General features: G+C 55.6%; 16 protein-coding genes. 7 read left to right on the top strand and 9 right to left on the bottom strand.

What is annotated here, in order from left to right:
- Window positions 1–12: 12 nt before the first annotated feature.
- The 7 genes from K0H81_RS15690 to lptD all read right to left on the bottom strand — a co-directional run bounded on the left by K0H81_RS15690 (window position 13) and on the right by lptD (window position 8995).
- Window positions 13–2037: a methyl-accepting chemotaxis protein gene (locus K0H81_RS15690; protein ID WP_144200837.1), complete on the bottom strand. Its 2025-nt coding sequence runs from the start codon at window positions 2035–2037 to the stop codon at window positions 13–15.
- A gap of 104 nt (window positions 2038–2141) precedes the next feature.
- Entirely contained in the window at window positions 2142–2966 is an 825-nt protein-coding gene (locus K0H81_RS15685; protein ID WP_220058926.1) for a symmetrical bis(5'-nucleosyl)-tetraphosphatase, read from the bottom strand.
- Between the two features lie 26 nt (window positions 2967–2992).
- Window positions 2993–3373, bottom strand: a complete 381-nt coding sequence (gene apaG, locus K0H81_RS15680; protein WP_011864684.1) for a Co2+/Mg2+ efflux protein ApaG — start codon at window positions 3371–3373, stop codon at window positions 2993–2995.
- Window positions 3374–3426: 53 nt separating this feature from the next.
- Window positions 3427–4236: a 16S rRNA (adenine(1518)-N(6)/adenine(1519)-N(6))-dimethyltransferase RsmA gene (gene rsmA / locus K0H81_RS15675; protein ID WP_144200841.1), complete on the bottom strand. Its 810-nt coding sequence runs from the start codon at window positions 4234–4236 to the stop codon at window positions 3427–3429.
- 2 nt (window positions 4237–4238) lie between these two features.
- The gene (pdxA, locus tag K0H81_RS15670; protein ID WP_220058925.1) at window positions 4239–5237 is read right to left on the bottom strand and encodes a 4-hydroxythreonine-4-phosphate dehydrogenase PdxA; all 999 of its coding nucleotides are present in this window, start codon (window positions 5235–5237) and stop codon (window positions 4239–4241) included.
- 5 nt (window positions 5238–5242) lie between these two features.
- Window positions 5243–6547, bottom strand: a complete 1305-nt coding sequence (surA, locus tag K0H81_RS15665) for a peptidylprolyl isomerase SurA (RefSeq protein WP_220058924.1) — start codon at window positions 6545–6547, stop codon at window positions 5243–5245.
- Between the two features lie 126 nt (window positions 6548–6673).
- Entirely contained in the window at window positions 6674–8995 is a 2322-nt protein-coding gene (gene lptD / locus K0H81_RS15660) for an LPS assembly protein LptD (protein WP_144200847.1), read from the bottom strand.
- Window positions 8996–9151: 156 nt separating this feature from the next.
- Here lptD and K0H81_RS15655 point away from each other — a divergent pair, with 156 nt between their 5' ends.
- The 5 genes from K0H81_RS15655 to K0H81_RS15635 are packed head-to-tail and all read left to right on the top strand — an operon-like array spanning window position 9152 to window position 13368.
- The gene (locus K0H81_RS15655) at window positions 9152–10192 is read left to right on the top strand and encodes an aminoglycoside phosphotransferase family protein (protein WP_220058923.1); all 1041 of its coding nucleotides are present in this window, start codon (window positions 9152–9154) and stop codon (window positions 10190–10192) included.
- Window positions 10189–10938, top strand: a complete 750-nt coding sequence (murU, locus tag K0H81_RS15650; RefSeq protein ID WP_220058922.1) for an N-acetylmuramate alpha-1-phosphate uridylyltransferase MurU — start codon at window positions 10189–10191, stop codon at window positions 10936–10938. Before K0H81_RS15655 ends, murU begins: the two co-directional genes overlap by 4 nt.
- 11 nt (window positions 10939–10949) lie before the next feature.
- Window positions 10950–11726 carry a co-chaperone DjlA gene (gene djlA / locus K0H81_RS15645; RefSeq protein WP_144200853.1) on the top strand — a complete coding sequence of 259 codons (777 nt, stop codon included), beginning with the start codon at window positions 10950–10952 and terminating at the stop codon, window positions 11724–11726.
- Window positions 11727–11748: 22 nt separating this feature from the next.
- Entirely contained in the window at window positions 11749–12393 is a 645-nt protein-coding gene (locus tag K0H81_RS15640) for an outer membrane beta-barrel protein (protein WP_220058921.1), read from the top strand.
- Between the two features lie 21 nt (window positions 12394–12414).
- Window positions 12415–13368: a D-2-hydroxyacid dehydrogenase gene (locus K0H81_RS15635; protein WP_220058920.1), complete on the top strand. Its 954-nt coding sequence runs from the start codon at window positions 12415–12417 to the stop codon at window positions 13366–13368.
- 82 nt (window positions 13369–13450) lie between these two features.
- Here the strand turns inward: K0H81_RS15635 and purT are convergent, their stop codons facing one another.
- Entirely contained in the window at window positions 13451–14629 is a 1179-nt protein-coding gene (purT, locus tag K0H81_RS15630) for a formate-dependent phosphoribosylglycinamide formyltransferase (protein WP_220058919.1), read from the bottom strand.
- Between the two features lie 267 nt (window positions 14630–14896).
- Between purT and K0H81_RS15625 the strand changes: the two genes are divergently transcribed.
- On the top strand, window positions 14897–15286 hold the full coding sequence (locus K0H81_RS15625; protein ID WP_144200860.1) for a DUF3302 domain-containing protein: 390 nt from the start codon (window positions 14897–14899) through the stop codon (window positions 15284–15286).
- Between the two features lies 1 nt (window position 15287).
- On the top strand, window positions 15288–16424 hold the full coding sequence (locus K0H81_RS15620; protein ID WP_220058918.1) for an HlyD family secretion protein: 1137 nt from the start codon (window positions 15288–15290) through the stop codon (window positions 16422–16424).
- A gap of 128 nt (window positions 16425–16552) precedes the next feature.
- Here K0H81_RS15620 and K0H81_RS20305 read toward each other — a convergent pair whose 3' ends face one another.
- Window positions 16553–17866, bottom strand: a complete 1314-nt coding sequence (locus K0H81_RS20305; RefSeq protein ID WP_220058917.1) for a methyl-accepting chemotaxis protein — start codon at window positions 17864–17866, stop codon at window positions 16553–16555.
- Between the last annotated feature and the right edge of the window lie 232 nt (window positions 17867–18098).

The raw sequence follows: 18098 nt of genomic DNA, 5'->3' as shown, positions 1-18098 counted from the left end.
TGTTTTTAGCTTTTACACCTTAAACTCGCCCACAGAGGCCTGGAGCTCTTCGGCAAGCTGGGCCACCTGATGGCTAGATTGTGCCGTCTGATCGGCGCCTGTGGCCGTCTCTTCGGAGATCGCTGCGATATGCTCTAGCTTCTCAGATACCTGCTGGCTCACCAAATTCTGCTCCTGGGCCGCATTGGCAATATGAGTACCTGAGTCATGGGCATAGTGCACAGCGTTGCTGATGCTCTCCAAGGCGACGTTGGCCTGCTCTGTCTTCTCGACACAGCTGCTAGCCTGTTGACGACCCAGCTCCATCACGGAAACGGCTTCCTGGGTACCCTGTTGCAGCACCTGAATCATCTGCTGGATCTCTTGGGTTGAGTCTTGAGTGCGTGATGCCAGGCTGCGAACCTCGTCGGCTACCACGGCAAAGCCTCGGCCCTGTTCACCGGCTCTGGCGGCCTCGATGGCGGCGTTCAGCGCCAGCAGGTTGGTCTGTTCGGCGATGCCACGGATCACATCCAATATCGAGCCGATAGAGGCGCTGTCTGAGTGAACCTTGTTGATCACCTGTCCCGCTTTGGCGACTTCGTCGGCCAGCGCCAGTATGGTGCGCTTATTCTCATCGGCGATGGCACGCATATGCTGCGCCTCTTCATCGGCTTGCCTGATCTGGTTCAGGGCCTCGTCGGCACTGGTGCTTACCTGCATGGCGCTTGAGCTGAGCTGGGTCGTGGCGGTTGCCACCTGATCGACCTGGTTCTTCTGCTCTTGAATGCCTGCTGTGGTCTGCGCCGTAATGGCCGACGTCTCTTCGGCGGCGGCAGCCAGTTGGTTAGAGCGGTCCAGGATCCCTTGGATAAGGGTACGCAGGCTGTCTACCAGTCGGTTACAGTTGCGCGACAGCTCGGCAAATTCGTCGTGGCCGCTGTCGTCCAGCTTATGAGTCAGGTTACCCGAGGCCAGGATATTGAGGGCGTTGTTGACCTTATCGAGTGAGTTCTTAAGTGGGCGGATCACTGCGATACTCACCAGCACGGCGACGACGATGGCGATCAGGACCAGTGCTAGGGTCTTATAGCTGGCGCTGTCGATCTCGTCGATCGCCTTGACGCTTACGGCTTGCGAGGTGGACTCGATCGCCTTGTTCAGGCTGCCCATGCTCTGGTTAACGGCGGTGGCGTTGGATTCGACGGTATTAAGCAGTTGACTGGCCTGCAGGTTAAAATCCAGCTGCTGACCCTTGCGCTTAAGAATCGAGTCCGGCCCGTTGAGCATGGTAAATACCTTGCCAGCCTCAGCGTTGATATTGTCCAACATCTCTTGGTCGATGACGCCTTCCCAGTGACGGCTTACATACTCCAGCTTGTTTTGCGCTTCGCTGATGATGTAGTCCAGTTCCTTGAGAATGGTCTCGTACTTGGATTTCTCCTTGGCATTGACCAGGTCATAACTGCTGGTGATCAGGTTGCTGAAGCTGTTGTCTATGTTACTGGCCGTGGCGGCAATTTCACGCTCTGTGGGATCTTCGCTCGTCTCCAGATCGATAAGGTCCAGTAGTAGTGATGCGGTATCATCGGCGGCGGCTTCGAGATTTTCCAGGTTGTCGACCAAAGACTCCTGAGTCTGCAGCGACTGCTCTCTTGCCTGCATCATCTTGAGGCTGTTGTCGTTGAACGACTGGTAGTTGGCTCTGAGTGACTTGATCTGGCCGCCAAGATTATCCTCGTGGCCCTGAATGATGCGATTGAGTTGATCCAGCTCTGTGATAAAGCCTTTGCTGAGGCTGGTGAATTGGCTGCGAACCTGAGGCAGCTCTTTGGATTGCTTGCTATGGAAGGCCACCAGTAGCTGTTTTTCCTGTAGTGCAAGATTTTGTGTTAGGCCATTGCTGCTTTTCAGGGCGGGAAGGCTCAGGTCTTGCAAAACGAGGGTGCTGCTCTTGATGTTGTCGTTGGTGACTAGGGACGCCACACCTAAGACGATAAGCAGTAAGGTGACGACACTAAATCCACCGATGACTCGAGTGGCGACATTCAATTTCATAGGGCACTCCGGTTTTTGTTGTTATATCCCTAATTACATAACATATTCTCAGGGCAGGGCGGTGATTTCCGCTTATTTTTTTATCGGCCAAGCTAAGGGCTAGTTTAACTCTTTTTTAACTTATTTTGGGTAATTTTTTGATTCGATTCAAGATGCCAGAGGGTTAAATATTGTCCCCAGCAGCATCCGGTATCCAGCGCCTGCAGCCCAGACTGGTTCACCTCTCCCATCAAGGCCGCCCAATGGCCAAAGACCAAAGTATGGCCTTTCATGGCCCGGCCTGGTTGTTTAAACCAGGGGATCAAGCCTTGCTTCTCGCCTTTCGCTGGCGGTAGCTTACAATCGAAGTTTAATCGACCATCGGCATGGAGAAAGCGCATTCGGGTGAGCGCGTTGATGGTATAGACAAGGCGCTTGAGTCCCTTGGTCTCGGGAGACCACTCGCTGACGGCGTTGGTGTACATCTTGGCGATGAGGCGCTCGATATAGTCATCTCTTGCCAGCGCCTCCTGTACCTTGCGCGACTCCTTGAGGGCGGTTTTAACATCCCACTGGGGCGGAATGCCGGCGTGGGCCATCAAAACCGAATGGGCTTTATGTTCTCGGGCCAGTGGCTGTAGCCTGAGCCAATCGATGAGCTGGTTGAGATCCGGCGCCGCCAACAGGGCGCCCAGGTTATCCTTGGGATTGACCCGTTTCACCTTGCCGTGCAGCGCCATCAGGTGCAGGTCGTGATTGCCCAGGACGGGTTTTACCGAGCCCTCAAGCCCCTTGAGGTAACGCAGCGTCTCCAGGGATTGGGAGCCCCTGGCCACCATGTCGCCGACCACCCAGAGCTCATCTTTTGAAGGGTTAAAGTCCACCTTGGCCAGCAGGGCCTGGAGCTCATCGAAACAGCCCTGAATGTCGCCCACGAAGTATGTTGCCATAGATGCTCTCGGCTCGCTGTGTCGAATTAATGCAGCAGGCCGGGGGCCGCTAGACGGAAGGGGGCGATGGGTGCCTTGAAGGTCTCACCCTGTTCGGTCACCATCACATAGTAGCCCTGCATGACGGCAAAGGGCGTCTCGCATACCGTACCGCTGGTGTACTGATAGGCGGTATTAGGTTTGATGGTGGGGGTCTCGCCAACCACACCTGCGCCTTCAACCTTACTCTCATGGCCATTGGCGTCTGTAATGCACCACATGCGGCTCTTCAGGGTGACGGCTTCATCCCCTAAGTTGATGATGGTGATGGTGTAGCTGAACAGGTATCTCTCTTCTTCGGGCGAAGATTGCTCTTCTATATAGTCGGTTTTGACCTCAATCCTGATTGAGGATTCGAGTTGTTTCATTCGGATCCCTAAAGGTTAACGGGTGGGAGGCGCGACTTGCGCCTCCGTCACGGTTAGGCTTGGCGTTTATCGACCAGATGGTTGGCCATGGCGACATATTGCTGCACTGTGATCTGCTCAGGGCGCATGCTGGCATCAATGCCCAGCGCGCTGAAGTCGTCATCATTTAACAACTGCTTGAGGTTGTTACGCAGTGTCTTACGACGCATGTTAAAGGCGGTAGTACACAGGTGTCTCAACAGATCCACATCTTTGCAGGGGTAGGGCTTCTCTTTGTAGGGCACGAGTCTCACCACGGCAGAGTCGACCTTTGGCGGCGGTGTGAAGCAGCCTGGTGGCACTTCGAGTACCGGCATTACCTGACAGAAATATTGTGCCATCACGGTCAAACGGCCATAGGCCTTGGTACCGGGTGCGGCAGAGAGTCTCAGTACCACCTCTTTTTGCAGCATGAAGTGCATATTCTCGATATGCTCTGCAAACTCAAACAGGTGGAACATCAGCGGCGTAGAGATGTTGTAAGGCAGGTTACCAAACACCTTCATCTGCTTGCCTTCTTCGACCAGCTGCATGAAGTCGAATTTCAGCGCGTCGCCCTGGTGGATCTCCAGCTTGTCCTTGAGGAACGGATGTGTCTGCAGACGCTCAACCAGATCTTTATCTAGCTCGACCACGGTCAGCTTGTCGATGCTTTCGGCTACCGGCTCGGTAAGCGCCGCCAGGCCTGGGCCAATCTCGACCATCACGTGATCGTTATCGGGCGAGATGGCGCCGACGATACGGTTGATCACATTGCTGTCGGTCAAAAAGTTTTGTCCGAAACGTTTTCTCGCCGTGTGGCCTAAATGTACTTTATTACTCATTACTACTCTTTAAGTGACTCATTCTTGGTGGCTAGTTCGATAGCCTTGTTTAGCGCGCAGACAAAACTGCCGATGTCGGCCTTGCCTGTGCCGGCCAGCTCCAGTGCCGTACCATGGTCGACCGAGGTACGGATATAGGGCAGGCCTAGGGTGATATTGACCGAGCTACCAAAGCCTTGGGACTTGAGTACCGGCAGTCCCTGATCGTGATACATGGCGAGGATCACGTCGGCATCTTCCAGATACTTTGGCTGGAACAGGGTGTCGGCGGGCAGTGGCCCGACGATATTCATATTTTGCTCGCGCAGCTCGTTGAGCGCGGGAATGATCACATCGATCTCTTCGCGGCCCAGGTGGCCATCTTCACCCGCATGGGGGTTGAGGCCACAGACATAGATCTTAGGATTATTCAGAGCAAACTTGGTGACCAGATCTGTGTGCAAGATCTTGATGATCTGATGCAGTCGGTCACGGGTGATCGCCTTAGACACATAGGCCAGCGGAATATGAGTGGTGACCAGCGCCACCTGCAGGCCAGGCGCCGCGAGCAGCATCACCACATCCTGGCAGTTGGCCTGGTGGGCAAAGAACTCGGTATGACCGCTGAAGGGGATACCCGCTTGGTTGATGATCCCTTTGTGGACAGGGCCTGTCACCACGGCGTCGAACTCGCCATTCATGTTCTTCTCACCTGCATAGGCCAGGGTGTCGATCACATAGCTGCTGTTCTGTTCATCGAGTTTACCGCACACGGCATCGTTGACCAGCGGGAAGGGCACGATAGTCAGGGTACCGGCTTCCTGTGGCTTAGGTGCCTGATTGGGCTGGAAGGGTCGCAGCTGGATCGGCAAGCCGATCTGCTTGGCGCGACTGGTCAGCAATGTGGGGTCGGCACAAACAACAAGCTCAGCGGGCCAAGCGCGCTGAGCAAGTTGAATGACTAAGTCTGGGCCCACACCGGCAGGTTCTCCCGGTGTGATGGCGATGCGTTTAGTCGTCAATATGATTAACCTCGATTGAAATCGGCATCGAATACTTCAATGTAAGCCTCTGCTCGCATTTCATCCAGCCAGTTTTGTAATTCTTCATTAAACTTGCGGCGGAAGATGAGCTGGTGCGCCCGATTAGTGTTAAATTTATCTGTCGCATCCGTCTTACGTCTCTCCTCCAGCTGCACTATATGCCAGCCGTGGCTAGAGCGGAATGGCTCACTGATCTCGTTGATCTTCAGTGCGCCCAATGTTTGTGCGAAGGCTGGTACATAGACGGTAGGATCTGCCCAGCCGAGTTCGCCACCCTTGGCCGCCGAACCTGGATCTTCGCTGTATTGACGGGCCAGGGTGGCAAAGTCTGCTTCGCCGCTTCTTAGCTGGGCCGCAAACTTGTCGAGCATCGCCTTGGCACGCTCTTCCGACAGGATAGGTGACGGCTTGATCAGTATATGGCGTGAACGTACTTCGTCAATTTCTTTGGTCTGCAGGCCGCGGGCATCCATCACCTTGATGATGTGGAAACCGGCGCCGCTGCGCACGGGGCCTATGATGTCACCCGTCTTGGCGCCGACTAAAAGCTCGGCGAACAGGGTTGGCATCTCATTGACGTTCATGTAATCCCAGATACCACCTTCCAGCGCCTTAGGGCCTGAAGAGGAGGCAATGGCGGTCTGTTTGAAGTCGGCATTGTCTTGTAGGCGCTTGAGTACGGCGTTGGCACGGCTGCTGGCGGCCTCAAGTTGTTCGCTGTTAGGGCTGTTGGGCACCTCGATCAGGATATGACCGATCTGGTACTCCACCTGCTGCATCCCTTGCTCTTCGATTAGCTTAACCAGGCTGTTGATCTCCTGTGGAGAGACCTGGATACGACGCTGTACCTGAATACGCTGGATCTCGCCCAGGGTGATCTCTTCGCGCAGTTGCTCGCGGTACTGGCTCCAGCTCATGCCTTCGGCCTCGACCTTTTCGCGCATCATCTCAGGAGTCATCTTCTGCTCCTTGGCGATGTTTTCGATTGTCTGGTCCAGCTGCAGGTCGCCGATGTGCAGGCCGATGCGGTCGGCCATCTGTAGCTGCAGACGGGTCACGATCAGACGCTCGATCACCTGAGTGCGCAGCGCCTTGTCAGAAGGTAATGACTGGCCGGCGGCTTTTGCGTTGGCTTTGACTGTCTTCAACATGTTGACGATTTCGCTTTCCAGCACTATGCCTTCGTTGATCTGAACCGTCACCCTATCCAGGGGCAAGTTCTCGGCCATCGCGCCGTGGCTCATCGCCAATGTAAGTAAAGCAAAAATCAGTTGTTTACAGGGTTTCATCCACAAAAATCCTTGGCATATTCAGGTCGGTCGACACAGGTGTCGACCGAGTATCTAATTCGACTATTCAGATTGGACTACAAGTCCGTATCTAGGTTCAGCGCAAAGCCGATTAAAATATCAAAACTAGTTTTTCAGGTAGAGCGGCTTGCGATAGTTAAACAGGCCATCGTTAAGCATGTCCGATACCCCAAGCGGGCCGGAGCCACCTAATCCCTTGATCACAAAGTTCAGGTAGAAGCCGCTTTCGAACAGCTCCCTGTCGTTGAACGTGGGATCCAGGTTGTCAACATAGTTGGTTTTAATGCGGTAATGATAACTTAAGCGCACCGCCCAGCAACAAGATTCGTATTGAAATCCTGTGTAGGTCTCGACGCTACGCTTCTCATTGAGATCGTAATACCAGTTGCCCACGATATACCAGTTGTCATTGATCGGCCAAGCCGTACGCAAGCCGGTTTGCGACACATTAACAGATTCGTTGGTGTTGCTGTTAACTAAATCGGGCACATAACGGTAGCTGAGCTGCAACAGCTTGTTGACCCCAGGGCGGAAATCCAGGGTGACCTCACTCTTCTTGTTGTTCCTGTTTTTGGTGTCATATTGAATGGCGCCGCTCAAGAACCAATCGCTGTAGAGCTGAGTGTTGAGCTCCGCCGCCAGCACTGAGTTTGAGGTATTTTCCTGCTTAAAGATCTCGTTGGGACGTGAAGGATCTGTAATGCCAACCTTGCTGTCTTCGAAGTAGTAGATTTGACCCAGACTGAACTTGAAGCGCTCAAGATTATGGTCGTCAAACAGGCGGGTGGTTAAACCCAGTGTCATCTGGTTGGCGTCGGCGATACGGTCCAGACCCGAGAAGCGGCGATCCCTGAAGAGGCCGTAGTAGTCTTCCTGCAGCAGCGCAGTGTCATAGATGCCGATGTTGGACTGGTCCTCATAGCCGACATACAGATACTGGAACTGTGGCTCCAGGGTCTGACGGTAGTTGGCATCGAAGTAGTCGGTGAAACGCTCGAAGTTAATCTGACCGTGGATACGCACCTGGGGCAGGGTACGGCTCACCGAGCTGTCCAGCGGCTCAGTGCCTGTGTAGTTCTTGGTGTCCTGCCAATAGTTGGTCTGCAGCAGCTTAAGCTCACTGGTCAGCGATCCGGCCGGCCCGTGGATCGGTAGTGAGACACTGGGCTCGAAGTGCAGACGGCTGGCGGTGGCATACTGGTCTTCCTTATGACGGAAGTTGCTGGCTTCCCCCATGAGGTTGAAGTCCAAGCCTTGCCAGAAACCTGGGGCGCGATAGTTAAAGCCTATCTGCGGCATCACCTGATAGGGAGACTCTTCTTCACCCAATACCTTGATATCCTGCACCCGGGCTGACATGTCCCAGTTATCTTCGAAATAAGCAATTTCGCCTATGCGAGAGAGCTGGTTGTCGGTGGCGCGCAGCACGTCGGAGGGCAGATCGTTGAAGTAGTTGTTGTCCGACACATCGGTAAAGTTGGCTAGCACCCGCCAGTTGTCGGCGATGGCCCCCTGATGCTCCCAGTGGTAGAGGTAACGGTCGGCGCGGTTAGGCACCAGATCGTCATTGCTCAGGTATTCTACATTCAACTGCCCCTGCTGGGCCTCACCGGCGAGATAGCGAAATTCCGACTTGAGGAACAGGCCGCGGGCCGACATATAGTGCGGAGTAAAGGTGAGATCATATTCTGGCGCTATGTTCCAGTAGTAGGGTGTCGCTACCTCGACACCATTGGTGGTGCTGGTGCTGAAATAGGGGAACAGGAAGCCTGACTTACGCTTCTCCGACACGGGAATTGTCATGTAGGGCAGATAGAAGACGGGCACATCGCCTATCTTGAGCTTGGCATCCCAAAGCTCGCCCCACTCTTCGCTGCTGTCTATCTTGATGGTCTCGGCCTCAAGCAGCCAGGAGCTATCGCCTGGCGGACAGGTCGTGAAGTTGGTGTTCGACAGGTGCAGGTTGTTGTCTTGGGTGATCTCCAGGTTTTCCGCTTCACCGTGGATCTGCTGACCGTGGAGCCAATATTGGGCACCCTTAAGTTGGGCGCTGTTGCTGCGCATCTCGGCGCTGAGTGAGTCGGCCGTGACGGTAAACATATTGTCCTGGAACACCAGGTTGCCATTGGCATCCAGGCGCTCGTTAGCCTGATCCAGTACCGCGCTGTCGGCGGCAATATGGCGGCCGCCTTGGCTGAAGGTCACATCTCCCTGGAAACTGGCCTTGTCCCCCATCTTAGCTGCCGATGAGTCGGAAACGATCTTAATCTGCTGCAGATCTAGGGGACGTTCGTCTGTGCTGGGCTCAGGAATAGGAACAGGCGGGAGCACCAGACACTGGGCACCGGGCGCGGGAGTGGTTTCCGATTCGTCTGCCAAGACTAGCTGCGGGAGTAGCGCCAATGCCAATAAGTAACGGATATGCATCTTTTATCGTTTTTGTGATTTCTTAGTCTAGACAAGTTATCGGTGAGAATAGTTGCATCCCCCTTGGGAAGCAACTTAGCAAAAGAGATAGAATCATCTTAATTGCTGTTTCTATTTTGCTTTATAATAAAGCAATTTTCTTCTAAGAGCCATGAGGTGCCCTTGTCAGATCCAAGATTTCTTGCCCTTAATTCATGGATAGCGCGAACTTTAGGCGATGAGGCGCGAGTCGCCTTAATTTCCGGTGACGCCAGTTTTCGCCGCTACTATCGTGTCCAGTTTTCAAACCAGACGTTTATCGCCATGGACTCGCCGCCGGATCTGGTGCCCGTCGCCCCTTTTATCGCCCTCGCAAACGCCTATCATGACCATGGCATACTGGCGCCTGAGGTTAAGGCCGCCGATCTGTCTCAAGGTTTTCTGTTGCTCTCGGATCTCGGCGATACCCAGCTGCTGGAGGTGCTAAACCTAGACAATGTCGGTCACTATTATGGCAAGGCACTTGGATTGCTGGATAAGCTACAGACCATCACTTCGGCGGCGGGGCAGCCCTTGCCCGATTATGATGACGCCTTCGTGCTGCGTGAGCTGAATATTTTCGTCGAGTGGCTGCTCGAACGTCATCTTAAGCTGAGCCTCGACAGCCAGACTCGGCAGATAATCGATAAATGTTTCGACCTGCTTATCGATAACGTCGCCCAGCAGCCCAAGGTGGGCATGCACAGGGACTATCACAGCCGCAATCTCATGCTATGTGATGGCGTGCTGGCGGTGATCGATTTTCAAGATGCTGTATTAGGTCCCATCACCTATGACGCCGTCTCCTTGCTGCGCGACTGTTATGTGCGCTGGCCGCACGACGTGGTCGAGCCTTTACTCGAGCAGCACTATAATCAGATGCGCGTTCTGGGCCGCATAGGCGATGAGGTGAACTTGAGCCAGTATCGCCGCTGGTTCGATCTTATGGGGATGCAGCGCCATCTCAAGGCCGCGGGGATTTTCTGCCGCCTCAACTATCGCGACGCCAAGCCGGGCTACCTTAAAGATATTCCGCTGACCCTGAATTATGTATGTGACATAGGGGCGCAATATCCTGAGTTTGCCGAGTTTGTTGCCTGGTTAAGGCGTGAGGTGATGCCGCAGATGACGAGCGACAAGCTGTCGCAGCTGACAAATAAAACGGAGGCGCTGCGATGAAGGCCATGATACTCGCCGCCGGTCGCGGTGAGCGCCTGCGCCCCCTGACCGACACCCTGCCTAAACCGCTGGCAGAAGTCGCGGGCAAGCCGCTCATCGTCTATCACATAGAGCGTCTCGCAGCCCTTGGCATCACAGAGATAGTGATTAACCACGCCTGGCTGGGCCACAAGCTCGAGGCCAGCCTTGGCGATGGCAGCGCCTGGGGCGTTAGCATCAGCTACAGCCCAGAGACAGAGGCGCTCGAGACTGGCGGCGGTATCAAGCAGGCCTTGCCTCTGCTTGGGGATGAGCCTTTTCTGGTGCTCAATGGTGATGTCTATATCCACAGCTTGCCAATGGTTAAGGGGCTGGCGCTGGATGCCGCGCTCGATAGGGCGAAGATTGCCGAGCTGATGAGGGAGCAGGAGGCCTATCTCTGGCTAGTGGATAACCCTAAGCAGCATCCAGAGGGCGATTTTGCCCTGAGGGATGGCAAGGTGAATGATGAGGATGAGCCTAAGCTGACTTTTTCCGGCATGGCCATCTATCATCCGCGTTTCTTCGACGGTGCCCCTAGTGGCCGCTTTGGCCTGGCGCCTATGTTAAGAGCCAAGATGCAGCAGGGGCTGATCGGCGGCGAGCATTATCCTCACCTCTGGTGCGACGTGGGCACGCTGGAAAGGCTTAAGTCACTGGACGCCGAGCTAAGGACTGCATTCTCACATACAGATCCAGCATTATCAAAGACTCAGGTTGTTAGATGAAGGGTTGTTAGATGAAAATTTGGGGTAAGTTTTTCGGTTTTGCCATAGGTTTCATGTTTGGCCGCATCATAGGTGGACTCATCGGCCTCTGGCTTGGCCACCTCTATGACAAGAAGCGCGGCGAGGTGGAAAAGTTGATGGGCAAGGGCAGCGATCGTCAGGCGCTGTTCTTCAATACCGCCTTTGCTGTGATGGGCCACGTGGCCAAGGCCTCGGGTCAGGTGACAGAACATGATATTCGCTTGGCAACGGCGCTGATGGACCAGATGCGTCTGAGTGGCGATGCCCGCCGCGAGGCCCAGGCGGCCTTTACCCAGGGCAAGGCCGCCGATTTCGATCTTAAGGCGTCGCTGCGTACCTTCAGATTGATCTCCATGGGGCGGCGGGAGCTGCTGCAGATGTTTCTGGAGATCCAGATCCAAACCGCCCTGTCGGACGCCAAGCTAGATGCCAAAGAACATGCCATACTCTTAACCGTGGCGCAGGAGCTGGGCTTTAGCCGCGAGCAACTCGACGAGCTGCTCAAGCGCTGGCAGGCGGAAGTGAACTTCCAGCGCCATGGTCGCCAGCAGACCTCCATCAAGGATGCCTACGAGGTGTTGGGTCTGGATGAGCAGGCCTCGGATCAGCAGGTGAAACGTGCCTACCGTAAGTTGATGAACGAGCATCACCCCGACAAGCTGGTTGCCAAGGGGTTACCCGCCGAGATGATGGAGCTGGCCAAACAGAAGGCGCAGGATATTCAGGCCGCCTACGACAGGGTAAAGCAAGACCGCGCCATGAGATGATTATCTAACAAAGGAGAGGGCGATGAAGCGAACAAGGCTGACCTTATTGACAGGACTCTTAGCATGGATGGCGGCCCAGTCTTTCTGGGCCCAGTCTGTTTGGGCAGAGTCGGATATCTTCGTCGCACCCTTCGGTGGTTATAGCTTCGGCGCCAGTGACCTCGATGCCACTGATATAGACACCAATACCCAGGGTAACATCAGCATCAAGGATTCCAGCCACTATGGCATCATATTGGGGATGAAGACCCGGGATCCCGGCGATGTCTACCTGCTCTACAGCCACCAGAGCACAGATATGCATGCCTCGGGCATGTTCAACCCCAACCGTTTGGCAAAGCTTGAGCTGGATTACGTCCACCTGGGCGGCTCGCTCTATTTCCCCAAGGGCAATCTGCGTCCCTATGTTACCGTCAGTGTCGGCATGACACAGATGCGCCCGTCGGGGGATTTCTCCGACGAGTCACGCTTCTCCATGGGAATAGGGGGCGGGGTGGAGTACCTGCTCGGCGACAACTTCAGCCTGTTTGCCGATGGCCGCGGCTACGCCACCTTTATCAACAGCGACAATGCGCTGTTTTGTGATGCCAACCGCTGTATCTGGAATATCCGCGCCGATATCATGTGGCAGGGCCAGGTGAACGCTGGATTTAAATACACCTTTTAACCCATAAGAGAGCAGTCTTAAATGAAGATAGTGGTACTCGATGGTTACACCCTCAACCCTGGCGATCTCGACTGGCAGCCCCTCGCGGCGCTGGGCGAGTTTCACTGCTATGGCAGAACCTCCCCGGCCGAACTCCTGGATCGCGCTCAGGGGGCGCAGGTGCTGCTAACCAATAAGACAGTGCTCGACGCCGATGCGCTCAGCGCACTGCCAGATCTTGAGTATATCGGCGTGCTCGCCACAGGTACCAACGTGGTGGACCTCAACGCCGCCAGCGAGCTTGGGATCAAGGTGACCAATGTGCCAGGCTATGGCCCGGATGCGGTGGCCCAGATGGTGTTTGCCCATATTCTTCATCACACCCAGCGTTTGTCGGACCATCACAACGCCGTGGTGGCCGGTGCCTGGTCTCAGGCGCCAGATTTCTGCTTTACCCTGGCACAGCTACAATCCCTCAAGGGCAAGACGCTGGGGCTGGTGGGGTTTGGCGACATAGGTCGGCAGGTGGCCACTATTGCGAAGGCGTTTCAGATGCGGGTGCTGGTCAACACGCCTTCTATTAAGCACGACCTTCCTGAAGGGGTCTGCTGGTGCGAGCGTGAGGCGCTCTTTGCCTGCGCCGATATCATCTCACTGCACTGTCCGCTAACGTCGGACACCGAGAAGTTGATTAATCGAGAGCGGCTCAGTGCCATGAAGGCAAATGCCATCTTAATCAACACGGCCAGAGGCGGTTTGGTGGATGAGCAGGCCCTAGCCGATGCCCTGGCGCAGGGGAAGATTGCCGCCGCCGGGGTGGATGTGCTCTCTAGCGAGCCACCACAGGCTGACAATCCGCTGCTGAGCGCGCCTCATATCAGCATCAGTCCGCATAATTCCTGGGCGACCAGGGAGGCGCGCCAGCAACTGCTGACGATAGCCATAGATAACCTCAAGGGCTATCTGGCGGGTCAGCCGGTGAACCTGGTGAATTAGCTATGGTAGGGGGGTTAACGAGATAAACAAAGGGCGCCTGATCCTTGAGAAGAGGCGCCCTTTTTGTCATCGCTTTGCCGGATTAATCCAGAATCACCTCGACCTGTTTAGCCACGTTAAGCGCCTTGTCGATCGCCTCATCGACGGTGTTGCCACGGGCCAGGCCGACGCCGAGACGGCGGCGACCGTCGATATCTGGCTTGCCGAACAGGCGCAGCTGGGTGTTGGGCTCAACGAGTGCCTGTGCCATCCCCTGATAGCCTATGTTGTGGCTGCGGCCTTCTGCCAGGATCACCGCCGAGGCCGATGGACCGTGCTGCACTATGTTGGCGATCGGCAGGCCTAAGATGGCGCGCACATGCAGGGCGAACTCAGACAGATCTTGGCTGATAAGCGTCACCAGGCCGGTATCGTGGGGGCGAGGTGACACCTCAGAGAAGTAGACCTCCTCTCCCTTGATAAACAGCTCGACGCCGAACAGCCCATAGCCGCCCAGCGCCTCGACCACCTTGCGGCCAATCTCCTGCGCCTTGGCGAGTACGGCATCAGACATGGCCTGGGGTTGCCAGGACTCGCGGTAGTCACCATCTTCCTGACGGTGGCCGATGGGGTCGCAGAAGTGGATGCCATTGACGGCGCTGACGGTGAGCAGGGTGATCTCATAGTCGAAGGGCACGAAGCCTTCGACGATCACCCGGCCGCCACCGGCGCGGCCACCTTCCTGGGCATAACGCCATGCCGCGAGGATCTGCTCCTCGCTACGTATGATGCTCTGGCCCTTACCCGACGAGCTCATCACAGGTTTGACGACACAGGGCAGTCCTATGTCTGCGACCGCCTGCTCAAATTCTGCCTGGGTGTCGCAGAAGAAATAGGGCGAGGAGGGTAGCCCCAGCGTCTCGGCGGCCAGGCGGCGTATGCCCTCGCGATCCATGGTGAGCTGGGCGGCCTTGGCCGTTGGGATCACCCTAAGGCCTTGGGCCTCCATCTCAACCAGAGTCTGGGTGGCGATGGCTTCGATCTCGGGAATCACCAGGTGAGGTTGTTCTTGCTCTATGATGGCGCGCAGGGCCTCGCCGTCCAGCATGTTGATCACGTGAAATCTGTGACTGACCTGCATCGCCGGGGCGTTGGGATAGCGGTCGACGCCTATCACTTCGACGCCAAGACGTTGTAGTTCGATGGCAACTTCTTTGCCGAGTTCGCCGCAGCCAAGCAGCATGGCGCGCAGCGCGCCGCGTGAATAGGGTGTGCCTATCATGGTGTGGGTACCTTTTTATCTTGAGTGGGTCGTTTGCCCAACTTAGGTTATTTGGCGATCATCTTACCCCGTCCACTGGAATAAGCAGACCCTTTGCGCCGACAAGTGTGTACTCGATCAAGATTCTGACGCGAATTAGAAAAGAAATATCAGCAATTTATGACTAGTATAGTTAAGTTAATGTTGCGAGATTCGCTCGTTTGCGCCAGTTTCAATGGGGTGGTGCGCCGCCTGTTAAATGGATTAAGTAAGAGTAAGGAGAGAGCCGTGTTTCTGGATTACTTTGCGTTAGGCGTCATCATCTTTGTCGCCGTTTTCCTGTTTTATGGGGTGATCGTCATCCACGACATTCCCTATGAGATAGCCAAGAAGCGTAATCATCCGCAGCAAGATGCCCTGCATGTTGCCGGCTGGGTGAGCCTGTTTACCCTGCATGCCATCTGGCCCTTCCTGTGGATCTGGGCGACCCTGTATCGCGAGGACAGGGGCTGGGGTTTCAACAAGGTGGTCGAGCGCGAGCTGGCACTTGAAGATGAGGTGAAACAGCTCAATCAGACCATAGTCCAGCTTGAGCAGCGACTCACAGCTATCGAAGGCGGACAAAAGGCCCTGCATGTGGTCGAAACGCCGTCCAACGATCAAGAGAAGGAGTCATAAGATGGATCTGCTACTCATTCTGACCTATACCGCCATCTGCATCGCCATCTTTAAGACCTTTAAGATCCCGCTCAATAAATGGACAGTGCCTACGGCGATCCTCGGCGGCATAGTGATCGTCGGCGCCCTGGTGCTCTTGATGAACTACAACCATCCCTATACCCCCTATGCCCGCCAGGTGTTTGCGACCGTGCCCATTAACCCTGCGGTGCGCGGCCTGGTGACCAGTGTCGAGGCGAAACCCAATGTGCCCCTGAAGAAGGGGGATGTGCTGTTTCGTATCGATCCCGCCCCCTTTGAGGCGGTGGTGATGCAAAAACGCGCGGCCCTGGCGGCGGCCGAGCTTGAGGTGCCTCAGTTGGAGGCTGCCTGGCAGACGGCGCAGGCCAGCGTGGAGCGCGCCACGGCGGACAGAGACCGCACCAAGTCGGCGTTCGAGCGGTATGAGAAGGGGCGTAAGCGCGGCGGAGCCAATTCGCCCTTCACCGAGCTTGAGCTGGATAACAAACGTCAACTCTACATGGCCTCAGAGGCGCAGCTCACCGCGGCGCGATCCGAGGAGCTGAGAGTCAGGCTCGCCTATGAATCCAACGTCGATGGCGTCAATACCAAGGTGGCCGGGATTCGGGCCGAGCTGGATAAGGCGCTGTACGATCTCGAGCACACAGTGGTGCGGGCACCTGCCGATGGCATAGTGACTCAGATGGCACTGCGCCCCGGGGTGATTGCCGTGCCTATGCCGCTGCGCTCTCTGGTGAGCTTTATTCCCGATGAGGATCGCTACTTTGCCGGCGCCTTCTGGCAAAACTCTCTGTTGCGACTCAAGGAGGGGGATGAAGCCGAGATGATCTTGGACGCCGCGCCGGGTCAGGTGTTTAAGGGGCGGGTGGCCAAGGTGTTGCCTGCCATGGCCGAGGGCGAGTTTCAGTCTCAGGGTTCGCTCATCTCTTCCATGGCGCTGCTGCCCAGGGGGCGTGCCATCGTCTTGATAGAGCTCGATGATCACGAGGCGAAACGTAATTTCCCTGCTGGGGTCTCGGGTCAGGCGGCCGTCTATACCGAGCATTTCTCCCATGTGGCTGTGATGCGTAAGGTGTTACTGCGGATGCAGGGCTGGTTGAACTACCTGTTCCACTAACCCTTACTTGCTAGATTCTAAATCGTCATTAAAAGGCCCCATGGTGGGCCTTTTGTTTTACTGGTGCTTTGTTACTGGCGCTTTGTTTTCTTGGGCTTAGCTGTCTATTCAATGTAAATCATAAGAGATTAGTCTTTGCTGACCAGGCCATTGACCGTATCTGCTACCTGCTGCGCCCCGCGGCGGATCTCGTCGATCAACGCCTGGGTGGCCGCCAGCTGTTGATTGGAGAGGGAGACCTTCTGCTGAATCGATTGCATCCCCTGCTCAGACACTTGGGTCAGCTCGCTGTTGCGGGCGACGATGCGCTCGATATCCTGGGTGGCATTGGAGGTGTTGGCCGCTAGGTTACGTACCTCGTCAGCAACTACGGCGAAACCACGGCCCTGTTCGCCGGCGCGGGCCGCCTCGATGGCGGCGTTCAGCGCCAGCAGGTTAGTCTGATCCGCTACCTTGGCGATAGTGTGCACTATCTGGCTGATCTGCTGCGACTGCTGCGCCAGTTCGCCCATCAGCCTTGTGGCATCGGCTACCGCACCATCGATCTCATTGGCCAGGCTGGTGGCGGTGCTCAGGGTGCTCGCCCCCTGGCCGGTGATCTCTACGGTTTCTACTGCGCTTTGGTGTGCGAGTTGTGACGCCTCCTGTACCGCTTGCTGATGCAAGATGCGCGGGGTTATGTCGCTGGCCAGTTTCACTACCCGCACGACCCGGCCTGTATCATCGAATACCGGGTTATAGGTGGCCTCTAACCAGATGGCTTGCCCATGTCTGGTGACGCGCTCAAACAGGCCGGACTGAAAACGCCCCTTGGCGAGATCGGCCCAGAAGTCGGGGTGCTGGCGCATGAAGGCCTCGGTGCAGAAGAGGCGGTGGTGTTGCCCCTTTAATTGCTCGAGCGAGTAGCCCATGGCGCTACAAAAGTTGGCGTTGGCGTTGATGATCTCCCCTTGCGGGGTAAACTCGATATAAGCAAGAGACTTATTTAAGGCATCGAATATCGCTTCTTGTCGCTCTGCCTGCTGTTTCTCCTGGGTAACGTCGCTGGCGATCTTGACCACCTTAGTGATGCGCCCCGTGTCGTCGGCAACCGGCACATAGGTGGCCTCTATCCAGATTGGTGAGCCATCCTTGTGTTGGCGCTGAAAGGTGCCGTGATTGGCCTCGCCCCTGGCGAGGTTTTGCCAGAAGGTGCGATAGGCGGCGCTGCTTGCCAGTGACGGGCTGCAGAGCAGCCTATGGTGTTGACCCTGTATCTCTTCGAGTCTATAGCCGATGGCGGAGAGAAACTGCTGATTGGCCGATAATATTTTCCCCTCTATGGTGAACTCGATAAAAGGCGCGCTCTGGCGAATCGCCCTAAGCATCTGACTATCGTCACACAGGGCCTGATAGTCCTTATCCTGTGGGATTAGCGCTTTTTTTCGATTAAAACCAAACATCTGGACACCTTTAGATTACGAACAAATAGATTAACTACGCACTAACTTGGCGACAAGGGCGTGCTAGGACTATAGCCTGAATTGAAACGCTTAGAGACATTTTGCCATGTCGATCTGTCTGTACGCCAGTAACTCGTCTCGGGATCAGTCCGGGGGCGAATTGTGCCATCAGATACCGATGAGATTGAATTTACCCGGCTTGTGGGGTATCAATAGCTGATGCTGTCCCAGG

Origin of the sequence: Shewanella halotolerans (assembly GCF_019457535.1) — a bacterium.
Lineage (GTDB): Bacteria > Pseudomonadota > Gammaproteobacteria > Enterobacterales > Shewanellaceae > Shewanella > Shewanella halotolerans.
This window is presented reverse-complemented; position numbering and strand designations above follow the sequence as displayed.